Raw genomic sequence first — 16,401 nt, 5'->3', positions numbered from 1 at the left:
TGCGGACCCGCTCCGTCGATCTGGAAGGATCCCGGCATGGCCGCATCCCCGAGCACCGCCCGAGCCATCAACGACCGGCTCGCCCTGCGTCTGCTCCAGCAGGAGGGTCCGCTGACGGCGGCGCAGCTCAAGCAGCTGACCGGACTGTCCCGCCCGACCGTCGCCGACCTGGTCGAGCGCCTCACCGCCGCCGGCCTGATCGCGGTCGTGGGGGAGGCGGGTGAGCAACGGCGCGGGCCCAACGCGAAGCTGTACGGGATCGTCGCCGGCCTGGCGCACCTGGCCGCGCTGGACGTTCGTACCGAGGGCGTCGCCGTGGTCGTCTGCGACCTTGTCGGGGAGGTGCTGGCCGAGGCGTCGGTGCCCATCACGCAGGACGCGGGCACGGGACCGGCCGTGGAGCAGGCGGTGGCGCTGGTCGAACGGACGGCGAAGGAGGCGGGAGCGGACCGGCTGCACACCGTCGGGATCGGGGCGCCCGGGCTGATCGACCCCGCGAGCGGCGAACTGCGCGACACCACGGGGCTGCCCGAGTGGCACCGCCGCCTGGTGGCCGCGCTCCAGGAACGGCTTCCCGAGGCCCGCGTCAGCGTGGAGAACGAGACCAACCTCGCGGCCCTCGCCGAGCAGCGCGACGGCGCCGCCCTCGGCCGGGACACCTTCGCCCTGCTGTGGCTCGGGCACGGCACCGGCGCCGCCGTCGTCCTGGACGGCGTCCTGCGCCGCGGGGCCTCCGGCGGCACGGGGGAGATCGGCTTCCTCCCGGTCCCGGGCACGAACGGCGTGCCGTCGGCCACGGACTGCGCGGGCGGCTTCCACTCCCTCGTCGGGGCGGCGGCGGTCGCCGAACTCGCCGGGGAGTACGGGGTGGTGGCGGAGGCGGGGACCGAGCCGGCCGCGGCGGGGGCGGTGCGGGCGGCCGTCGCGGAGGTCACCGAGGGTGCCTCGGCCGGCTCCGGGCTGGCCCGCCCGACGTCCGCGGGGGCCCGTTTCCTCGACGCCCTGGCCGACCGGGTCGCCGTGGGCGTCGCCTCGGTCGCCGCCGTGCTGGACCCCGGGTGCGTGGTGCTGGGCGGGGAGATCGGGCAGGCGGGTGGCGAGGTACTCGCCGCCCGCGTGCGGGACCGCATGACCCGGATGTCTCCGCTGCCGACCGAGGTGCGGCCCGGCGCCCTGGGCGGTGGCGCGGTGCTGCGCGGCGCGCTGCTCACGGCCAGGGACCGCGCCCAGGACGAACTGTTCGGCCCCCCGGACCGCTGACGCCGCCACCCGCTCGGCTTTCGCCCGCGGCACACCCGCTCGCCCTCGGCCGCGACGCGCCCACTCGGCTCTCGGCCGGGGCGCGCCCGCTCACCGCCGTGCCCCGGGCCCGAACCGGCCCGCCAGGAACTCCTCGAACGTGGTTCTGCCCACCGCCCGCTGCGGAGTCAGGTGGCCGCCACTGCGGAAGCCGTCGTAGGCCGCGCCGCGCAGGGGGACCTTCGCCACTGCGCGGCGGCGGCCGGTGGCCCTGACGTACGCGCGGGCCAGGGACTCGAGCGTGCGGACCTCCGGGCCGCCCATGTCCTCGGCGCGCCCCGCCGGTGCTCCCTGGGCCAGCTCGCACAGGCGGTCCGCGACCTCGGCCACGTCGATCGGCTGGTCCTTCACCCGCGCGGGCACCACCAGCACGGGCAGCCTGGACACGCCCCGGAAGAGCCGGAGCAGCAGATCGTGGAACTGGGTCGTGCGCAGCACCGTCCAGCCGAGCCCCGACTCCTCGATCAGCCGCTCCACCGCCAGCTTGGTCCGGTAGTAGGGGAACGGCACCCGGTCGACACCGACGATCGAGATGTACACGAGGTGTTCCACCCCGGCCCGCCGGGCCGCCGCGACGAGGTTGCGCGCCGCCTGCTCGTCACCACGGGGGGAGGTCGCGCAGTGCACGATCGTCTCCACCCCCGTGACGGCCGAGTCCAGCGCGCCACCGCCCTGACGCAGGTCGACGGAGTAGGGCCGGCTGTGCCGGCTGAGCACCCGCACCTCGTGCCCCGCCGCGCGCAGCCGCTCGGTGACGAGTCGGCCGAGTGTTCCGGTACCGCCGGTCACCAGGATCGTGGTCATGCTGTTCAGCCCCTTCGGACACCGGGTGCTCCCCGCTGGAGCACCCCTCGTCAGCCAGGACGGAACGGGCACCGCCACATGTGACAACGCCCCGGCGACCGGCCGCGCGGATCACCGTTTCCTTGACCGGCTGACGGCGTACGGGATCCAGCTTGTCCGCATCGGTCCCGGCCCGCACCCGGGAGATCGGCTCGCGGCGTCCCGGCGCCGGGCGGCTCCCGGAGTCCCGGGACAGGACAGCCCGGGGTTCCGGGCCGGGATCTGGTGAGGCCCGGCGGCGGGCAAGGGCCGTCGTCACCGCCGCCGGGCCGGTCTCAAGGGGTCAGCAGGCTCCCTGGTCCCGCCAGACCCCCCATTCGCCGGTGGTTCCGGGCTCCTCGCTCCGGGTCCACCACTGCGCCTTCCACGTGCGTCCCTTGTGCGCGACCACGCTGCCGCCGCCGTACGCGGTGGTGGCGTCCCAGGCCGGGTTCGTGCAGGTGCCCGGCTCGCCGGGCGGCGTCGTCGGGTCCGTCGGGGGATCCGTCGGGGTCGGGCCGGGCTGTCCCACGGTCGTCCCGCGCGCCAGGTCGCCGGCGAGGGCGTACGTCTTCCCGCCGAACGTGACCGTCCAGTTGGAGGGCGTGGACACCGGCAGGTAGTACACGAAGTCGAGCTCCACGGACGCGCCCGGGGCCAGCGACTGCCAGGCGGGCAGCTTCAGCGACACCCGGTGGTAGTCGCCCTTCAGCCCGCCCACGTTGCCGCCGGTGTGGTCGGAGCGGATCACCGTGGTGCCCCAGCCGGACTGGTCCTTGGCGTTGCCGGGAGCCGAGGTGCCGTAGTCGAACCGGAATTCGGTGCCGCCGGGCAGCGCCGTCGAGGTGTTGTTGGTGATCCTCAGCTTGGGGCTGATCGGGTAGTTGGAGTCGCCGAGCGGGAACTGCCCGAAGCTCACGTCGAGGTCGAGCGCCTGGGCCGGCAGATCGATCGTCGAGCGCTTCGCGCCATAGGGGGTCGCCGACCTGAACGTGTCGTACATCAGGGTCGTCAGCGTGGAGCCCGGCTCGTACTGGCCCTTCGCCGCGTTCCAGGCGTAGTCGCCGGCCAGCTCCCACACCATCGTGCCGCCGATGCCGCGGTCCACGACGTAGTCGGCCTTGGCCTTCACCGACTGCTCGTCCTCGGTCGACAGGAACACCTTCTTCTCGGCGTTCCACAGCCAGGGCGCGACCAGCGTGGAGTCGTACTTGCGGGCGTAGGTGCCGGTCAGCTTCGTGTCCGAGGGGAAGCCGTAGTCGGTGGCGTAGTCCCCGACGACGCCCGTCTCCAGGTTCTTGGCGTGCCACATCGGGTTGGAACCCGCGGGCGACTCCTTGCCGTTGCTGTCCAGATCGTGCCAGAGGTTGTCGATGCCCGAGGCGCCGTCGCCGCACTTGGTCAGCCCCGACCCCGCCGGACAGGTGCTGGAGGGCGCCCTGCCCCACAGGCCGTCGGTGCCGCCGGTGACGTTCTTGAACCCGCGCGTGTAGTACGGCAGACCGATGTTGATGCGGCCCGCGGGCATCGAGCCGCGGAAGTAGTGGTACGCCCAGTCGGTGTTGAGGTAGCCGATACCACCGTACTGCGAGGTCGTGTAGACCCCCGCGGCGGCCAGCTCGGCGTCCTTGCCGTCGTCGAAGAGCGAGGCGTTCGGCCCCACGTACTCGTTCCAGGCGCCGTGCAGGTCGTACGACATGATGTTGACGTAGTCCAGGTACCTCTGGACCTGGAAGGTCTCCATGCCGCGCAGCAGATAGCCCGACGAGGGGGCCGCCACCGTCAGCAGGTAGTGCCTGCCGTCGGCCGCGCCCGCGCGGTCGAGCTTCTCGCGCAGCGTCTTCATCAGTGCCGCGTAGCCCTTGACCAGCCCTGCCCGGCGGGCGTTGGCGAAGGGCCAGTCGAGCGGGTTGCCCGCGTCCTTCATGGTCGTCGGGTACTCGTAGTCGATGTCGACGCCGTTGAAGCCGTACGTGCGCAGAAAGTCGACGGTCGAGTCGGCGAAGGTGTCGATGCCCGCCTGGTTGACCGAGCCGTCGGCGTTGGTGGCCATCGCGTAGAAGCCGCCCGAGTCCACCCGGTTGCCGCCGTCGTCGAAGTAACCGCCGGTCTCGGCCCAACCACCCACCGAGATCAGCGTCTTGACGTCCGGGTGCTGCTTCTTGAACTTGTTCAGCAGGTTGAAGTGGCCCTTGTAGGGCAGCGCCGGGTCCATCTCCGCGCCCGTCACGCCGGGCCAGGTCATCCCGGTCGCCGGGTTCGCGGCGCCGGCCGCGCCGACGGAGATCCTGTTGCCCTTGTCGACGTGCGCGAACGCGTAGTTGATGTGGGTGATCCTGTCCCACGGGATGTCGGACGCCAGATACGCGGGCTTGCCGTCCTTCCCGGTGCGCCAGCCGGTGAAGTAGCCGATCACCCGGCGCTGGTGATCGGCGCCCATCTTCTCGCGCCCGGCCGAGTCGTAGACCGAGCAGTACGGGACCTCCGCACCCGGGGTCCGGTAGAGGCCGTCGGGACGGCAGGACTCCTGGTCGGCGGCGTGCGACACGGTGGCGGGGAGCGCCGTGAGCACCAGGCCCGCGACGGCGGCGGCGGAGGCGAGCAGGGCAGGTCTCGCCCCGGGGCGTGAGGGGGACGGCACAGTGGGTTCCTCTCCACGGAAGTTGGCGAGACCATAGAGAGGACTAGACCAGAGCGTCAATAGGTATGGACCAATCGCGAGGCATTTCAAGAGCGGGTTGCCGCGCCGGAGTTGACCGTCCGGCCGGTGGCGCGTCCGGCGCGCCGCCTGTCACCGCCTGTGAGGCACTCCACACCCCTCCCCTGTCTGCGAGCCCACCGGGCGTGGCACACTGGCCCTGTACCAGTAGCAGCGCACTCCGGGGTCGGTGAAAGTCCGAACCGGCGGTTACAGTCCGCGACCCGGTCGCCTCCAGCGGCCGGTTGACCAGGTGAAATTCCTGGACCGACGGTTAAAGTCCGGATGGGAGGCAGTGCGCGGCGGGCGGGCATCCATGCGCGCCGTCGTACCGGTTCGCCGTATCGGGCGAGCCTCGTCCGGCGTCGCCCCCGGTGTCCCGGCCCGTTCCTTCTGCCGTTCCCGGCAGCCCCGGAGTCCGTGCCCGAAGAGGCAGGAGGACCCGGGAAGTGTTCACCGGAATCGTCGAAGAGCTGGGCGAGGTCACCGCCGTCGAGACCCTCGACGACGCCTGTCGCTTCCGGCTGCGCGGTCCCGTCGTCACCGAGGGCGCCAAGCACGGCGACTCCATCGCCGTCAACGGCGTCTGCCTCACCGTCGTCGACCACGAGGGCGACGAGTTCACCGCCGACGTGATGGCCGAGACCCTCAAGCGCTCCAGCCTCGGCGCCCTCGCCGTCGGCTCCCGCGTCAACCTCGAACGCCCCATGGCCGTGGGCGACCGCCTCGGCGGGCACATCGTGCAGGGACACGTCGACGGCACCGGCGAGATCCTCGGGCGCGAGCCGTCCGAGCACTGGGAGATCGTGAAGATCTCCCTGCCCGCCGGCCTCTCCCGCTACGTCGTCGAGAAGGGTTCCATCACCGTCGACGGCATCAGCCTCACCGTCGTCGACGCGGGCCCCGACTTCTTCACCGTCAGCCTCATCCCCACCACCCTCGCCCTGACCACGCTCGGCCACAAAAAGCCCGGCGACCCGGTCAACCTCGAGGTGGACGTCGTCGCCAAGTACGTCGAGCGCATGCTCGGCGACCGCGCCGCCGGTGAGGGGGCCGGCAGGTGAACCAGCTCAACAGTGAGGCCTTCGTCCTCTTCGGCCAGCACATCCTCTGGTCCGACATGATCGGCAACGTCCTCGGCCTGATCGCGCTCGCCCTCGGCTGGCGCCGCTCCCTGTGGACCTGGCCCGTGCAGTTCCTGGCCGGCCTGATCCTCTTCGGCGCCTTCTACGGCCACCTCACCGGCAGCGCTGGCAAGCAGGCCGTCGTCATGGCCGTCGCACTGTACGGCTGGTGGCAGTGGAACCGCGGCCGGGACCGGGCCGGTGACGGTCAGATCTCCGTGCGCTTCGCCACCTGGCGCGAACGCGCCGCGCTGATCGCCGCGGCCGCAGCAGGCACCGTCGCGGTGGCCCTGCTCTTCGAGGCCTACCCGACGCTCTCCTGGGACCCCTGGCCCGACGCCTACATCTTCGTCGGCACCGTCGTCGCCATGTACGCCCAGGCCCGCGGCATGGTCGAGTTCTGGTTCGCCTGGCTGCTCGTCGACCTCGTCGGCGTCCCGCTCAACTTCGCCAACGGCTACGCCTTCTCCGGCTTCGTCTACATCATCTACGGCGCGCTGGTCCTGTGGGGACTGCGCGACTGGTGGCTGCGCTCCCGCGAGGACGCGCGGCCCGCCCTGGAAGGAGCGCCCGCATGACCGCGGCACCCGTCCTGTACAGCGCCGACGGCTTCGAGGACCTCACCCTCGACGCGGTCGAGCAGGCCATCGCCGACATCGCCGCCGGCCGCCCGGTCGTGGTCGTCGACGACGAGGACCGCGAGAACGAGGGCGACCTCGTCATCGCCGCCGAGAAGGCCACCCCCGAGATCGTCGCCTTCATGATGAGCGAGTGCCGCGGCCTGATCTGCGCCCCCATGGAGGGCGAGGAACTCGACCGGCTGGAACTCCCGCAGATGGTCCAGGACAACACCGAGTCGATGAAGACCGCCTTCACCGTGTCCGTGGACGCCTCCGCCGCCCACGGGGTGACCACCGGCATCTCGGCGTCCGACCGCGCCACCACCCTCCAGCTCCTCGCGAGCGGCACCGCCGAGCCCGGCGACCTGGTCCGCCCCGGCCACGTCTTCCCGCTGCGCGCCCGTTCCGGCGGCGTGCTGAAGCGCAACGGCCACACCGAGGCCGCCGTCGACCTGGCTCGCCTCGCGGGACTGCGCCCGGCGGGTGCCATCGTCGAGATCGCCGGCGAGGACGGCGCGATGCTGCGCCTGCCCGAGCTGATTCCCTTCGCCCGCAAGCACGGCCTCACGATCATCTCCATCGAGGACCTGATCGCCTACCGCCGCAGCGCCGAGCCCACGGTCCGCCGCGAGGCCGAGGTCCGGCTGCCCACCTCGCACGGCACCTTCACCGCCCACGGCTACCGCTCCACCGTCGATGGCGTCGAGCACGTCGCCCTCGTCCACGGCGAGATCGGCGACGGCCGGGACGTCCTGGTGCGCATGCACTCCGAATGCCTGACCGGCGACGTCTTCGGCTCCCTGCGCTGCGACTGCGGCCCCCAGCTCGATGCCTCCCTCGACCGCATCCAGAGCGAGGGCCGGGGCGTGGTCGTCTACCTGCGCGGTCACGAGGGGCGGGGCATCGGCCTGATGTCCAAGCTGCGCGCCTACGAACTCCAGGAGCGCGGACGCGACACCCTCGACGCCAACCTCGAACTCGGGCTGCCCGCCGACGCCCGCGACTACGCCGCCGGCGCGCAGATCCTCGCCGACCTCGGGGTGCGCAGCGTCCGCCTGATGACCAACAACCCCGACAAGTCCGACGCGCTGGTCCGCCACGGCATCGAGGTCACCGGCCGCGAGCCGATGCCGGTCACCGCGGGCGAGCACAACCTCCGCTACCTGCGCACCAAGCGGGACCGGATGGGCCACGACCTGCCCTGGCTGGACACGCCGACCGTGCCCACCTGCGGCAACCAGTAAGAGAACCACTGAGGAGAGACGTGAGCGGCAAGGGTGCACCGGAACTGTCGGTACGTGACGTGGGAGACCTCCGGGTCGCCGTCGTCGCGGCGCAGTGGCACGAAAAGGTGATGGACGGCCTGGTGGACGGCGCCCTGCGCGCCCTGCACGACCTCGGCATCGACGAGCCGACCCTGCTCCGGGTCCCCGGCAGCTGGGAGCTCCCGGTCGTCGCCAAGGTCCTGGCCGGCCGCGGGTACGACGCGGTCGTCGCCCTCGGCGTCGTCATCCGCGGCGGCACGCCCCACTTCGACTACGTGTGCCAGGGCGTCACCCAGGGCCTCACACAGGTCTCGGTCGACACCGGCGTACCCGTCGGCTTCGGCGTGCTCACCTGCGACACCGAGGAGCAGGCCCTGGACCGGGCCGGGCTGCCCGGCTCCGGCGAGGACAAGGGGCACGAGGCGGTCACCGCAGCGGTCGCCACCGCGGCCACACTGCGTTCGGTATCCGAACCCTGGCGGTGAGCAGTCCCCGTCACCGCGTAGGGTAAGGACCACCATGTCCAAGAAGACGTTCGAGGAGCTCTTCACCGAGCTCCAGCACAAGGCCGCCCACGGCGACCCCGCCACCTCCCGCACCGCCGAGCTGGTGGACAAGGGTGTCCATGCCATCGGCAAGAAGGTCGTCGAGGAGGCCGCCGAGGTCTGGATGGCCGCCGAGTACGAGGGCAAGGAGGCGGCCGCCGAGGAGATCTCGCAGCTGCTGTACCACGTCCAGGTGATGATGGTCGCCCGCGGCATCTCCCTCGACGACGTCTACGCCCACCTGTAAGTCCGGACCCGCGGGAAACCGCCAAACACCCCTCCACACGAAGGAAGCCGACCTCATGCTGCGCATCGCCGTCCCCAACAAGGGTTCACTGTCCGGCCCTGCGGCGGAGATGCTGCATGAGGCCGGCTACCAGCAGCGCCGCGAGTCCAAGGAACTGCGGATCGTGGACCCGGAGAACGAGGTCGAGTTCTTCTACCTCCGCCCCCGCGACATCGCGATCTACGTCTCCTCCGGCCGACTCGACATCGGCATCACCGGCCGCGACCTGCTCGTCGACTCCGGCGCCAGGGCCGAGGAGATCCTGCCGCTCGGCTTCGCCCGCTCCACCTTCCGCTACGCCACCAAGCCGGGCACGGCGAGCGGGGTCGCCGACCTCGGCGGCATGACGGTCGCCACCTCCTACGAGGGCATCGTGGCCAAGCACCTCGCCGACCACGGTATCGACGCCTCCGTCGTCCACCTCGACGGCGCCGTCGAGACCGCCATCGAGCTCGGCGTCGCCGAGGTCATCGCCGACGTCGTCGAGACCGGCACCTCCCTGCGCAACGCGGGCCTCGAGGTCATCGGCGAGCCGATCATGAAGTCCGAGGCGGTCGTCATCCGCCGCACCGGTGTGGCAGCCGACGCCGACGAGACCGTCGAGCCCAAGGTCCAGCAGTTCCTGCGCCGCCTCCAGGGCGTCCTGGTCGCGCGGACGTACGTGATGATGGACTACGACTGCCGGGTCGAGCAGCTCGAGAAGGCCGTCGCGCTCACCCCCGGCCTGGAGTCCCCGACCGTGTCCCCGCTGCACAACGAGGGCTGGGTCGCCGTCCGCGCGATGGTCCCGTCGAAGGAGGCACAGCGCGTCATGGACGACCTCTACGACATCGGCGCCCGAGCCATCCTCACCACGGCCATCCACGCCTGCCGCCTCTGACCGGGATCCGGAGCAACGCCATGTCGGATGCCACCTCGGACCAGCTGCCCACCCTGCCGGTCACCTTCCGGCCGGGCCGCACCCGCGCGGTGCTGCTCACGGCCGCCGCCGCGATCTTCACGGTGATCACCGTGGTGGCGCTGCTGCTGGAGCGGCTCAGCCCGGGCGAGCGGATCAGCTTCGTGTTCACCGCCGCCCTGCTGGCCGGCGTCCTGCTCCTGCTGTCCCGGCCGAAGGTCGTCGCGGACGAGGCCGGGGTGACGGTCGTCAACATCGCCGGCAGGCGCCGCCTGGAGTGGGCGGAGATCCTTCAGGTGAACCTGCGCCCCGGCGACCCCTGGGTGTTCCTCAACCTCAGCGACGGCAGCAGCCTGCCCGCGCTCGGCATCCAGCCGGGCATCGCCAGGCAGCGTGCCCTCGCCGACGCCCGCGCCCTGCGGGCACTCGCCGAGGCCCGCTCCACGGCCGGACCCGAGCAGCCCCGCGACTGAACCGGGGTCTCGGGAGCCGATCGGGGGACGGCTCGGGGACCTGTCCGGGCCGTCCACCCTGCCGCAGTCGCCGCCGTCTTGACTAATCTGTTGGGCGGAGGCACGAGGACCGTGCCTCCGCCCCTGCCGCCCCGCCCGGGGAGCCAGGGGCTCCTGCTACCCGAGGAGTGACCCTCTCCGGCGATGGACGGATCGTCCTGCAGTACCTGCGCCGCCCCCTGCCGACATAGCGCGGACCGCACCCGTGCGGGACGCGTCCGTGCGGAGGCGGCGGCCTCATGACCACACCCCTGCTGCTCCTCGCAGCCGCGTTCCTGCTGATCCTCGCCAACGGCTTCTTCGTCGCCGCCGAGTTCGGCCTGATCACCGTCGAGCGACCGGACGCCGAGCGGGCCGCCGCCGACGGCGACCGCCGCGCCCGCCGGGTCGTGGAGTCGCTCAAGGAGCTGTCCTTCCAGCTCTCCGGCACCCAACTCGGCATCACCATCACCTCGCTCGTCGTCGGCATGCTCGCCGAACCGGCCCTCGCCCAGCTCTTCGACGGCCCGTTCACGGCGATCGGCGTCCCCGACGGCGCCGTACCCGGCGTGTCGGTGGCCGTCGGCATGCTGCTGGCCTCGGCCGTGCAGATGGTGATCGGCGAACTCGTGCCCAAGAACTGGGCGGTGTCCCGGCCCCTCCAGGTCGCGCGCTTCGTCGCGGGCCCGCAGTACCTCTTCGCACGCCTGTTCCGCCCGGTCATCGCCGGGCTGAACACCGTGGCCAACCGCCTGGTGCGCGCCCTGGGCCTGGAGCCCACCGAGGAACTGGCCTCCGCCCGCACCCCCGGCGAACTCGTCTCCCTGGCCCGGCACTCCGCCCGGGCCGGTGCCCTGGAGCAGGACACGGCCGACCTGTTCGTCCGCACCCTGTCCCTGGGCGAGCTGACCGCGCAGCACGTCATGACCCCGCGCGTGAAGGTCAGCGCCCTCCAGGCCTCCGCGACCGCCGAGGACGTGGTCAACCTGACCCGGGCCACGGGCCTGTCCCGCTTCCCGGTCTACCGGGAGCGGATCGACGAGATCGTCGGCATGGCCCACCTCAAGGACGCCCTCGCGGTGCCCGTGCACGAGCGGCTGCGGACCCCCGTCGGCCGGATCGCCCGCCCGGCGCTGCTCGTCCCGGAAACCCTGCCGGTCCGGCCGCTGCTCACGCGGCTGCGCAGCGAGCAGCCCATCGCGGTCGTGGTCGACGAGTACGGCGGCACCGCCGGTGTCGTCACGCTGGAGGACATCGTCGAGGAGATCGTCGGCGAGGTCCGCGACGAGCACGACGGACAGGACGCCCCCGAACTCGCCGCGGCCCCGCCGGAGGACGGCAACCCCGCCTGGGACGTCGACGGCAGCTGCCGCGTCGACGCCCTGCTGCGCATCGGCCTGGAGGTGCCCGAGGGCCCCTACGAGACGGTGGCCGGACTCGTCGCCGATCTGCTCGGCCGGATCCCGGCCGTCGGCGACCGCGCCGAACTGCCCGGCTGGCGGCTGTCGGTGCGCAGCGTCGGCCACTACCGTGCGGAGCGCGTCCGCCTGGTCAGGACGGCGCCGCTGCCTCTCGTGGAGGCGGCCGGATGAGCGTGCTTCAACTCCTCTTCGCCGCGCTGCTCGTGCTCGCCAACGGTTTCTTCGTCGGCGCCGAGTTCGCGCTCGTCTCGGTCCGCCGCAGCCAGATCGAACCGCTCGGCACCGCCCGCGCCCGCCAGGTCCTGTACGGCCTGGAACACCTGCCGCAGATGATGGCCGCCGCCCAGTTCGGCATCACCGTCTGCTCGCTGACGCTCGGCGCGGTTGCCGAACCGACGGTCGCCCGGCTGCTGGAGCCGGTCTTCGCGTGGGTGCACCTGCCGCACGGCATGATCCACCCGCTCGGGTATGTGATCGCGCTCGCCGTGGTGGTCTTCTGCCACCTCGTCATCGGCGAGATGCTTCCGAAGAACCTGGCCATGGCGGCCCCTGAGAAGGCCGCGCTGTGGCTCAGCCCCGGCCTGGTCTGGTTCGCCCGGCTGTGCCGGCCGGTCACGGTGGCGCTCGGTGCCTGCGCCCGGGCCGTCCTGCGGCTGTTCCGCGTAGAGCCGAAGGACGAGGTCGAGGCCGTCTTCACCAGTGAGCAGCTCAACCGCCTCGTGGAGGACGCCGGCCAGGCGGGTCTGCTCGACCCCGAGGAGGCCGAGCGCCTCGAGGACGCGCTGGAGCTGGGCTCCCGCCCGGTGACGGACGTCCTGCTCGGGCGCGAGTCACTGGTGACGGTCGGTCCCGCGGTCACCCCGGCGCAGATCGTGGAGCTCACCGCCCGCACGGGGTACTCACGGTTCCCGGTCGTCGCGGACAACGGCGCCTTCATGGGTTACCTGCACGTGAAGGACGTCCTCGACCTGGAGGACTCCGAGCGTGCGGTGCCGCAGCGGCTCTGGCGGCCCATGACGACGCTGAGATCCGAGCTTCCGCTGGACGACGCCCTGAGCGTGATGCGCCGCGCCGCCACCCACCTGGCCCAGGTGGCCGACGCGTCCGGCAAGGTGCTGGGCCTGGTGGCGCTGGAGGACGTGCTGGAGCTCCTGGTGGGTGAGGTACGGGACCCGGCACATCGGGGGACCCCGGAACCGAGGCCGGGGACCCGGCGCGAGGGATCGGCGGACGTCAGACTGACGGAACCCCGCAGCGGTGCCCAGGAAGGGGCGACGCAACCCCGCAGCGGTGCACAGGAAGGGGCACTGACCGGCGGCTGACGCGGACACCCGCCGCCCTGCCCCCGACGGGCCCACCGGACGGTCCCGCCGCCGATCGCCTGCGCGGGCTTCGGAGGGGCCGCGGGGCAGGCCAGCCACGGGGGCCACCGCGTTCGGTGGGTGCCTGCGGGGCCGGCGGTCCCAGGAACGGGCCTTGGCGGCGCCTGGTCTCCGCGGGGCAGCGTTGCTGTCCGGGGCGGTGGGGCCGCGGGCGGGGGAGGATCGAATCGGCCGTGCGGCGCGGCGCGTGGGTCCGGACGGGGGCCCCGGGGCCGGGCGGCCAGGGTCCCGGCGCCCGTCCTGGGCAGGGAAGGCGTCACGGAGCCGGCCGTACCTCCTACCCCGTCCCGACGCCGACGGATCCTGTGGCCCTCCGCCTACGTGCCGACGGCGCTCGGACCCGGCCCCGCAACGCCGACGGATCCTGTGGCCCGCGGCCTGCCGGCACCACAGCGGCCGTGGCGGTCGGCGTCAGGGCGCGGACGGGTCCTGCGGCCCACGGCCCGACAGGACCTCGCCGTACGCCTGCATCAGGTCCGGCAGGCGCAGGGTCGCCAGGTCCTCGCGGGTGAGCGCGCCGGGGAAGCCGGACAGCCGCAGATCCCGGTACGCGCAGCTCTTCTCGTACACCGTCCGCAGGAAGCGCCCGTTGCCCAGCTCGTCGATCCACCCCTGGTCGACCACGTGCCCGGAGATGGAGCGCAGCTCGTCCAGCGCCTCCTCGTCCCACATGTCACCGTTCTCGGCGGCGAGCACCCTGCCGATCTCGGTGAGTTCCAGGGGCCGGTAGGACGGGAAGTCGACGCGGGTGGTGAAACGGGACGACAGCCCCGGGTTGGCGGCGAGCAGCCGGTCCATGCCCTCCGGGTAGCCGGCCAGGATCACCACCAGGTGGTCCCGGTTGTCCTCGGCCCGCTTCAGCAGCACCTGGAGCGCCTCGTCGCCGTACGCGTCCCCCTTGCCGTAGCCGGTGTTGGACAGCGAGTAGGCCTCGTCGACGAAGAGCACGCCGCCGAGCGCGGAGTCGATCAGCTCGTTGGCCTTCACCGCGGTCTGCCCGAGGTACTCGCCGACCAGGTCCGACCTCTGCGCCTCCACCAGGTGGTCCCCGCCGAGCAGACCCAGGGCGTAGAAGACCCGGCCGAGGATGCGGGCCACGGTGGTCTTGCCGGTGCCCGAGGGGCCGGAGAAGACGAAGTGCCGTTTGGGCGGCTGCACCGGCAACCCCTGCCCGGCCCGCAGCCGGGCCATGTTCAGCTGCGCCGACAACGCCTTGACCTGGCGCTTCACCGGTTCCAGGCCCACCATCCGCTCCAGTTCGGCGAGCGCCTCCTCCAGAAGGGCCGGGTCGGTGGGGCCCGTCGGCAGCGGCGAGGCCGGCCCGCCCGCCCGCTCCCGGAACGCCGGGCCGGCGGCCGACGGCAGGGGCGCGGGCGGTGGCTCCGGCTCGGACAGCCGCAGATCACGGCCCTCGGTGCCGAACAGCGGGTCGAGCGTGTCGGAGCCGTCCATCACGTCCTGCCCGGCACCCGTGAGCGTGATCGCGGCGAAGTCGGCCCCGTCGTCGTACCCGTCGCCCTCGGCGATCGCGGCGAGCCGGGCCGAGGTGTCCATGAACGCCGGGTCCACGCGGTGCACGGCCCGGTACAGGGGAAGCGCGGCGGCACTGCGGCCCGTCCCCTCGTGGGCACGGGCCAGCCAGTAGCGCAGCTCCTTGCGCTGCGGCTGCTCGCTGCGGCACCGCATCAGAGCCGCCGACAGCAGCGGCTCGGCCTGCCCGTACATCTCCAGCCGCACTCGCGCCATGCCGCCGAACAGACCCGCCTCGATGCCGAGCACGGGGTCGTCGAGCAGCGGGTCGGTGTGCCGGACGAGCTGCTCCCAGTCCTTGACGAGATAGGCACGGCAGGCGTGCAGGAAACGGACCTGCCGGTCGGTGTCCACCGGGGGCAGCCCGGCGAGCGCCCGGTCCAGCTCGGGGACGTGGCGGCCGTCCAGCCAGTGGGAGGCGTGCGCCAGCAGCAGATCGCGGGGGCTCTCCAGCACCGGCTGCACCCACCAGCCGAGCCAGTACCAGGAGTTGAGGGTGCGGCGGTGCCGGGTGCGCTGTTCGCCGAAGCGGTCCCGGTGCCGGAACATCCGTAACAACGCGCTCGTCGTGTCGACGCGCAGCGCGTGCAGCCCGAGCCAGCCGTCGGCCATCCCCGGGTCGATCCGCACCGCGGTCCGGAACTCCTCCTCCGCCTGCGGATAGGCGCCCATGGTGTACGCGTCCACGCCCCGAAGCCAGGCGAGGTCGGCCGGGGCCCCCGGGCCAGTGCCGAAGTCCATCACGTCCCCCACGAACCGTGCCCCCGTCGGTAGGCCGACCGGCCCTCGCCAACGGCGGTCTTCGGTCGAACCGCCGTGCCGCGGGCCGGAGTTGCAAGGTGCGCGAAGCAGCGTCCGAAGGTCGCACCGAGGGCATCGTACCTGCGGCGGCACGACCCCCGTAGGGTGCCGCACACGCGGTCCGGCGAGGCGAGGCGAGGGGGCGCACGGGCGTACGGTGACCCAGGGTGAGCGTCCGGCGTCGCAGAGCGCCCGATGAAGGCGAGGAGGGCAGAACGAAGCCCCCGATCACGGGGGAACAACCGGGGGCTTCGTGTCCTTCGACGGCCACGACGGGCCGCTCATTGAGAACGTAAGTCCTGTCCGGGCCCCTGGTCAAGCAGACTTGGAGTACTCCGGGAAGTTGGCCGGCGAGGCTCCTCACGCCTTCACCCGACCGCGGACGGACCGTCACCCTCCGTGATCGCATGGTTCGCCCCAGCGGTCCCCGCGGGTCCGCGGAGCACCTCATACCCCGTCTCGCACTGCCGCACCAGGAGCTGCGCGTAGGGGCGTGAGGGATCACCGGCGAAGTGCCGGCGCTCCGCCGCGACCCAGCGGTCCCAGAACTCCCGCTGCTCCTCCCCGTCGCGTCTGCGCCCACGGGACCAGGACTCCTCCTCCGGCACGTCCATCCACAGCAGCAGCGCGAGATACGGGCGCAGCGCCCGCCGCCCCGCGCCGACGCCCTCCACGAGCACCACCGGGGCGGGCGGCAGCGGGCGCGGCGGCCCGAAACGGCGGGCCCGCCAGTCGTAAGCGGAGTAGCGCGCGGTCTCGCCGCGGCTCAGCGGCCGGATCACCTCGCCCAGCAGCCGCCCGGTCCACGCGAACAACTCGTCGTGACTGGCGATGTCGTCGAGCCGCAGCACGGGAGCGCCGTCCAGCGCCTCGGCCAACCGCCCGGCGAACGTCGACTTCCCGGAGCCGGCGTGTCCGTCGACACCGACGAGCCGCACCGGGCCGCAGGAGGGCGCAAGGCGGCGGATGCGGGAGGCGAGAGCGTGAATGGCCGGTTCCTGGGGCTGGGGAGCATCTGTCTCGGGAGCACTCTAGGACTGCCGGCGACGGTCCGCCGGACCGGGCCGCCGGAGCCGGTGCCGCCACCCGCGTCCGCCATTGGTCGAGTCCCATATTGGTCGGCGCGGCACGCCGCCGGGTGCTGGCAGGAGCCACCCGGCTGCGTTCATAGTGGGCGCACGCCCGCCCGCTCCCGGTGGGCGTCCCGCGTTCGTCCGAC

Annotated in this window: 14 protein-coding genes and 1 riboswitch; of the genes, 10 read left to right on the top strand and 4 right to left on the bottom strand. The window is 72.6% G+C overall.

The features are described from left to right. Positions 1–36 precede the first annotated feature (36 nt). Positions 37–1,260, top strand: coding sequence for an ROK family transcriptional regulator (locus ACFYOV_RS21270; RefSeq protein WP_389089750.1), 1,224 nt, complete (start codon positions 37–39; stop codon positions 1,258–1,260). 90 nt (positions 1,261–1,350) lie between these two features. Here ACFYOV_RS21270 and ACFYOV_RS21265 read toward each other — a convergent pair whose 3' ends face one another. After that, on the bottom strand, positions 1,351–2,103 hold the full coding sequence (locus tag ACFYOV_RS21265) for an SDR family oxidoreductase (protein WP_389089749.1): 753 nt from the start codon (positions 2,101–2,103) through the stop codon (positions 1,351–1,353). A gap of 322 nt (positions 2,104–2,425) precedes the next feature. Beyond that, complete coding sequence (locus ACFYOV_RS21260) at positions 2,426–4,762, bottom strand: chitinase C-terminal domain-containing protein (protein WP_389089748.1); 2,337 nt, start codon at positions 4,760–4,762, stop codon at positions 2,426–2,428. Positions 4,763–4,991: 229 nt separating this feature from the next. Beyond that, positions 4,992–5,122: riboswitch (FMN riboswitch) on the top strand. Positions 5,123–5,268: 146 nt separating this feature from the next. On the opposite strand from ACFYOV_RS21260, the gene ACFYOV_RS21255 reads away from it, so the two are divergent. The 9 genes from ACFYOV_RS21255 to ACFYOV_RS21215 all read left to right on the top strand — a co-directional run bounded on the left by ACFYOV_RS21255 (position 5,269) and on the right by ACFYOV_RS21215 (position 12,791). Beyond that, on the top strand, positions 5,269–5,883 hold the full coding sequence (locus ACFYOV_RS21255) for a riboflavin synthase (protein ID WP_389089746.1): 615 nt from the start codon (positions 5,269–5,271) through the stop codon (positions 5,881–5,883). Continuing rightward, positions 5,880–6,521 (top strand): nicotinamide riboside transporter PnuC, encoded by a 642-nt coding sequence (locus ACFYOV_RS21250; protein WP_389089744.1) that lies wholly within the window; start codon positions 5,880–5,882, stop codon positions 6,519–6,521. The genes ACFYOV_RS21255 and ACFYOV_RS21250 overlap by 4 nt, the downstream gene beginning before the upstream one ends. Further along, positions 6,518–7,807 (top strand): bifunctional 3,4-dihydroxy-2-butanone-4-phosphate synthase/GTP cyclohydrolase II, encoded by a 1,290-nt coding sequence (locus tag ACFYOV_RS21245; RefSeq protein ID WP_389089743.1) that lies wholly within the window; start codon positions 6,518–6,520, stop codon positions 7,805–7,807. Before ACFYOV_RS21250 ends, ACFYOV_RS21245 begins: the two co-directional genes overlap by 4 nt. 20 nt (positions 7,808–7,827) lie before the next feature. Next, positions 7,828–8,313, top strand: coding sequence for a 6,7-dimethyl-8-ribityllumazine synthase (ribH, locus tag ACFYOV_RS21240; protein WP_389089741.1), 486 nt, complete (start codon positions 7,828–7,830; stop codon positions 8,311–8,313). Between the two features lie 34 nt (positions 8,314–8,347). After that, entirely contained in the window at positions 8,348–8,620 is a 273-nt protein-coding gene (locus ACFYOV_RS21235) for a phosphoribosyl-ATP diphosphatase (protein ID WP_004990764.1), read from the top strand. 55 nt (positions 8,621–8,675) lie between these two features. After that, positions 8,676–9,539 carry an ATP phosphoribosyltransferase gene (gene hisG, locus ACFYOV_RS21230; protein WP_389089740.1) on the top strand — a complete coding sequence of 288 codons (864 nt, stop codon included), beginning with the start codon at positions 8,676–8,678 and terminating at the stop codon, positions 9,537–9,539. A 20-nt stretch (positions 9,540–9,559) separates the two neighbouring features. Further along, entirely contained in the window at positions 9,560–10,030 is a 471-nt protein-coding gene (locus tag ACFYOV_RS21225; RefSeq protein ID WP_389089739.1) for a PH domain-containing protein, read from the top strand. A gap of 278 nt (positions 10,031–10,308) precedes the next feature. Further along, positions 10,309–11,640 carry a hemolysin family protein gene (locus tag ACFYOV_RS21220; RefSeq protein WP_389089737.1) on the top strand — a complete coding sequence of 444 codons (1,332 nt, stop codon included), beginning with the start codon at positions 10,309–10,311 and terminating at the stop codon, positions 11,638–11,640. Further along, positions 11,637–12,791 carry a hemolysin family protein gene (locus tag ACFYOV_RS21215; RefSeq protein WP_389089736.1) on the top strand — a complete coding sequence of 385 codons (1,155 nt, stop codon included), beginning with the start codon at positions 11,637–11,639 and terminating at the stop codon, positions 12,789–12,791. The genes ACFYOV_RS21220 and ACFYOV_RS21215 overlap by 4 nt, the downstream gene beginning before the upstream one ends. A gap of 471 nt (positions 12,792–13,262) precedes the next feature. Here ACFYOV_RS21215 and ACFYOV_RS21210 read toward each other — a convergent pair whose 3' ends face one another. After that, positions 13,263–15,122, bottom strand: coding sequence for an AAA family ATPase (locus tag ACFYOV_RS21210; protein ID WP_389089734.1), 1,860 nt, complete (start codon positions 15,120–15,122; stop codon positions 13,263–13,265). 428 nt (positions 15,123–15,550) lie between these two features. Further along, a complete protein-coding gene (locus ACFYOV_RS21205) occupies positions 15,551–16,171 on the bottom strand; it encodes a uridine kinase (RefSeq protein WP_389090014.1) in 621 nt (206 codons plus the stop codon). Positions 16,172–16,401: the final 230 nt, after the last annotated feature.

Origin of the sequence: Streptomyces sp. NPDC005931 (assembly GCF_042871235.1) — a bacterium.
GTDB lineage: Bacteria > Actinomycetota > Actinomycetes > Streptomycetales > Streptomycetaceae > Streptomyces.
Note: the sequence above shows the minus strand (reverse complement) of the source record. Positions and strands in the feature narration are given on the sequence as shown.

What these genes read in the sequence shown, in the direction of transcription:
- ACFYOV_RS21265 (WP_389089749.1), bottom strand. Translation starts at nt 2,103, where the DNA reads ATGACCACGATCCTGGTGACCGGCGGTACCGGAACACTCGGCCGACTC.
- ACFYOV_RS21270 (WP_389089750.1), top strand. Translation starts at nt 37, where the DNA reads ATGGCCGCATCCCCGAGCACCGCCCGAGCCATCAACGACCGGCTCGCC.
- ACFYOV_RS21245 (WP_389089743.1), top strand. Translation starts at nt 6,518, where the DNA reads ATGACCGCGGCACCCGTCCTGTACAGCGCCGACGGCTTCGAGGACCTC.
- ACFYOV_RS21225 (WP_389089739.1), top strand. Translation starts at nt 9,560, where the DNA reads ATGTCGGATGCCACCTCGGACCAGCTGCCCACCCTGCCGGTCACCTTC.
- hisG (WP_389089740.1), top strand. Translation starts at nt 8,676, where the DNA reads ATGCTGCGCATCGCCGTCCCCAACAAGGGTTCACTGTCCGGCCCTGCG.
- ACFYOV_RS21220 (WP_389089737.1), top strand. Translation starts at nt 10,309, where the DNA reads ATGACCACACCCCTGCTGCTCCTCGCAGCCGCGTTCCTGCTGATCCTC.
- ACFYOV_RS21210 (WP_389089734.1), bottom strand. Translation starts at nt 15,122, where the DNA reads ATGGACTTCGGCACTGGCCCGGGGGCCCCGGCCGACCTCGCCTGGCTT.
- ACFYOV_RS21235 (WP_004990764.1), top strand. Translation starts at nt 8,348, where the DNA reads ATGTCCAAGAAGACGTTCGAGGAGCTCTTCACCGAGCTCCAGCACAAG.
- ACFYOV_RS21215 (WP_389089736.1), top strand. Translation starts at nt 11,637, where the DNA reads ATGAGCGTGCTTCAACTCCTCTTCGCCGCGCTGCTCGTGCTCGCCAAC.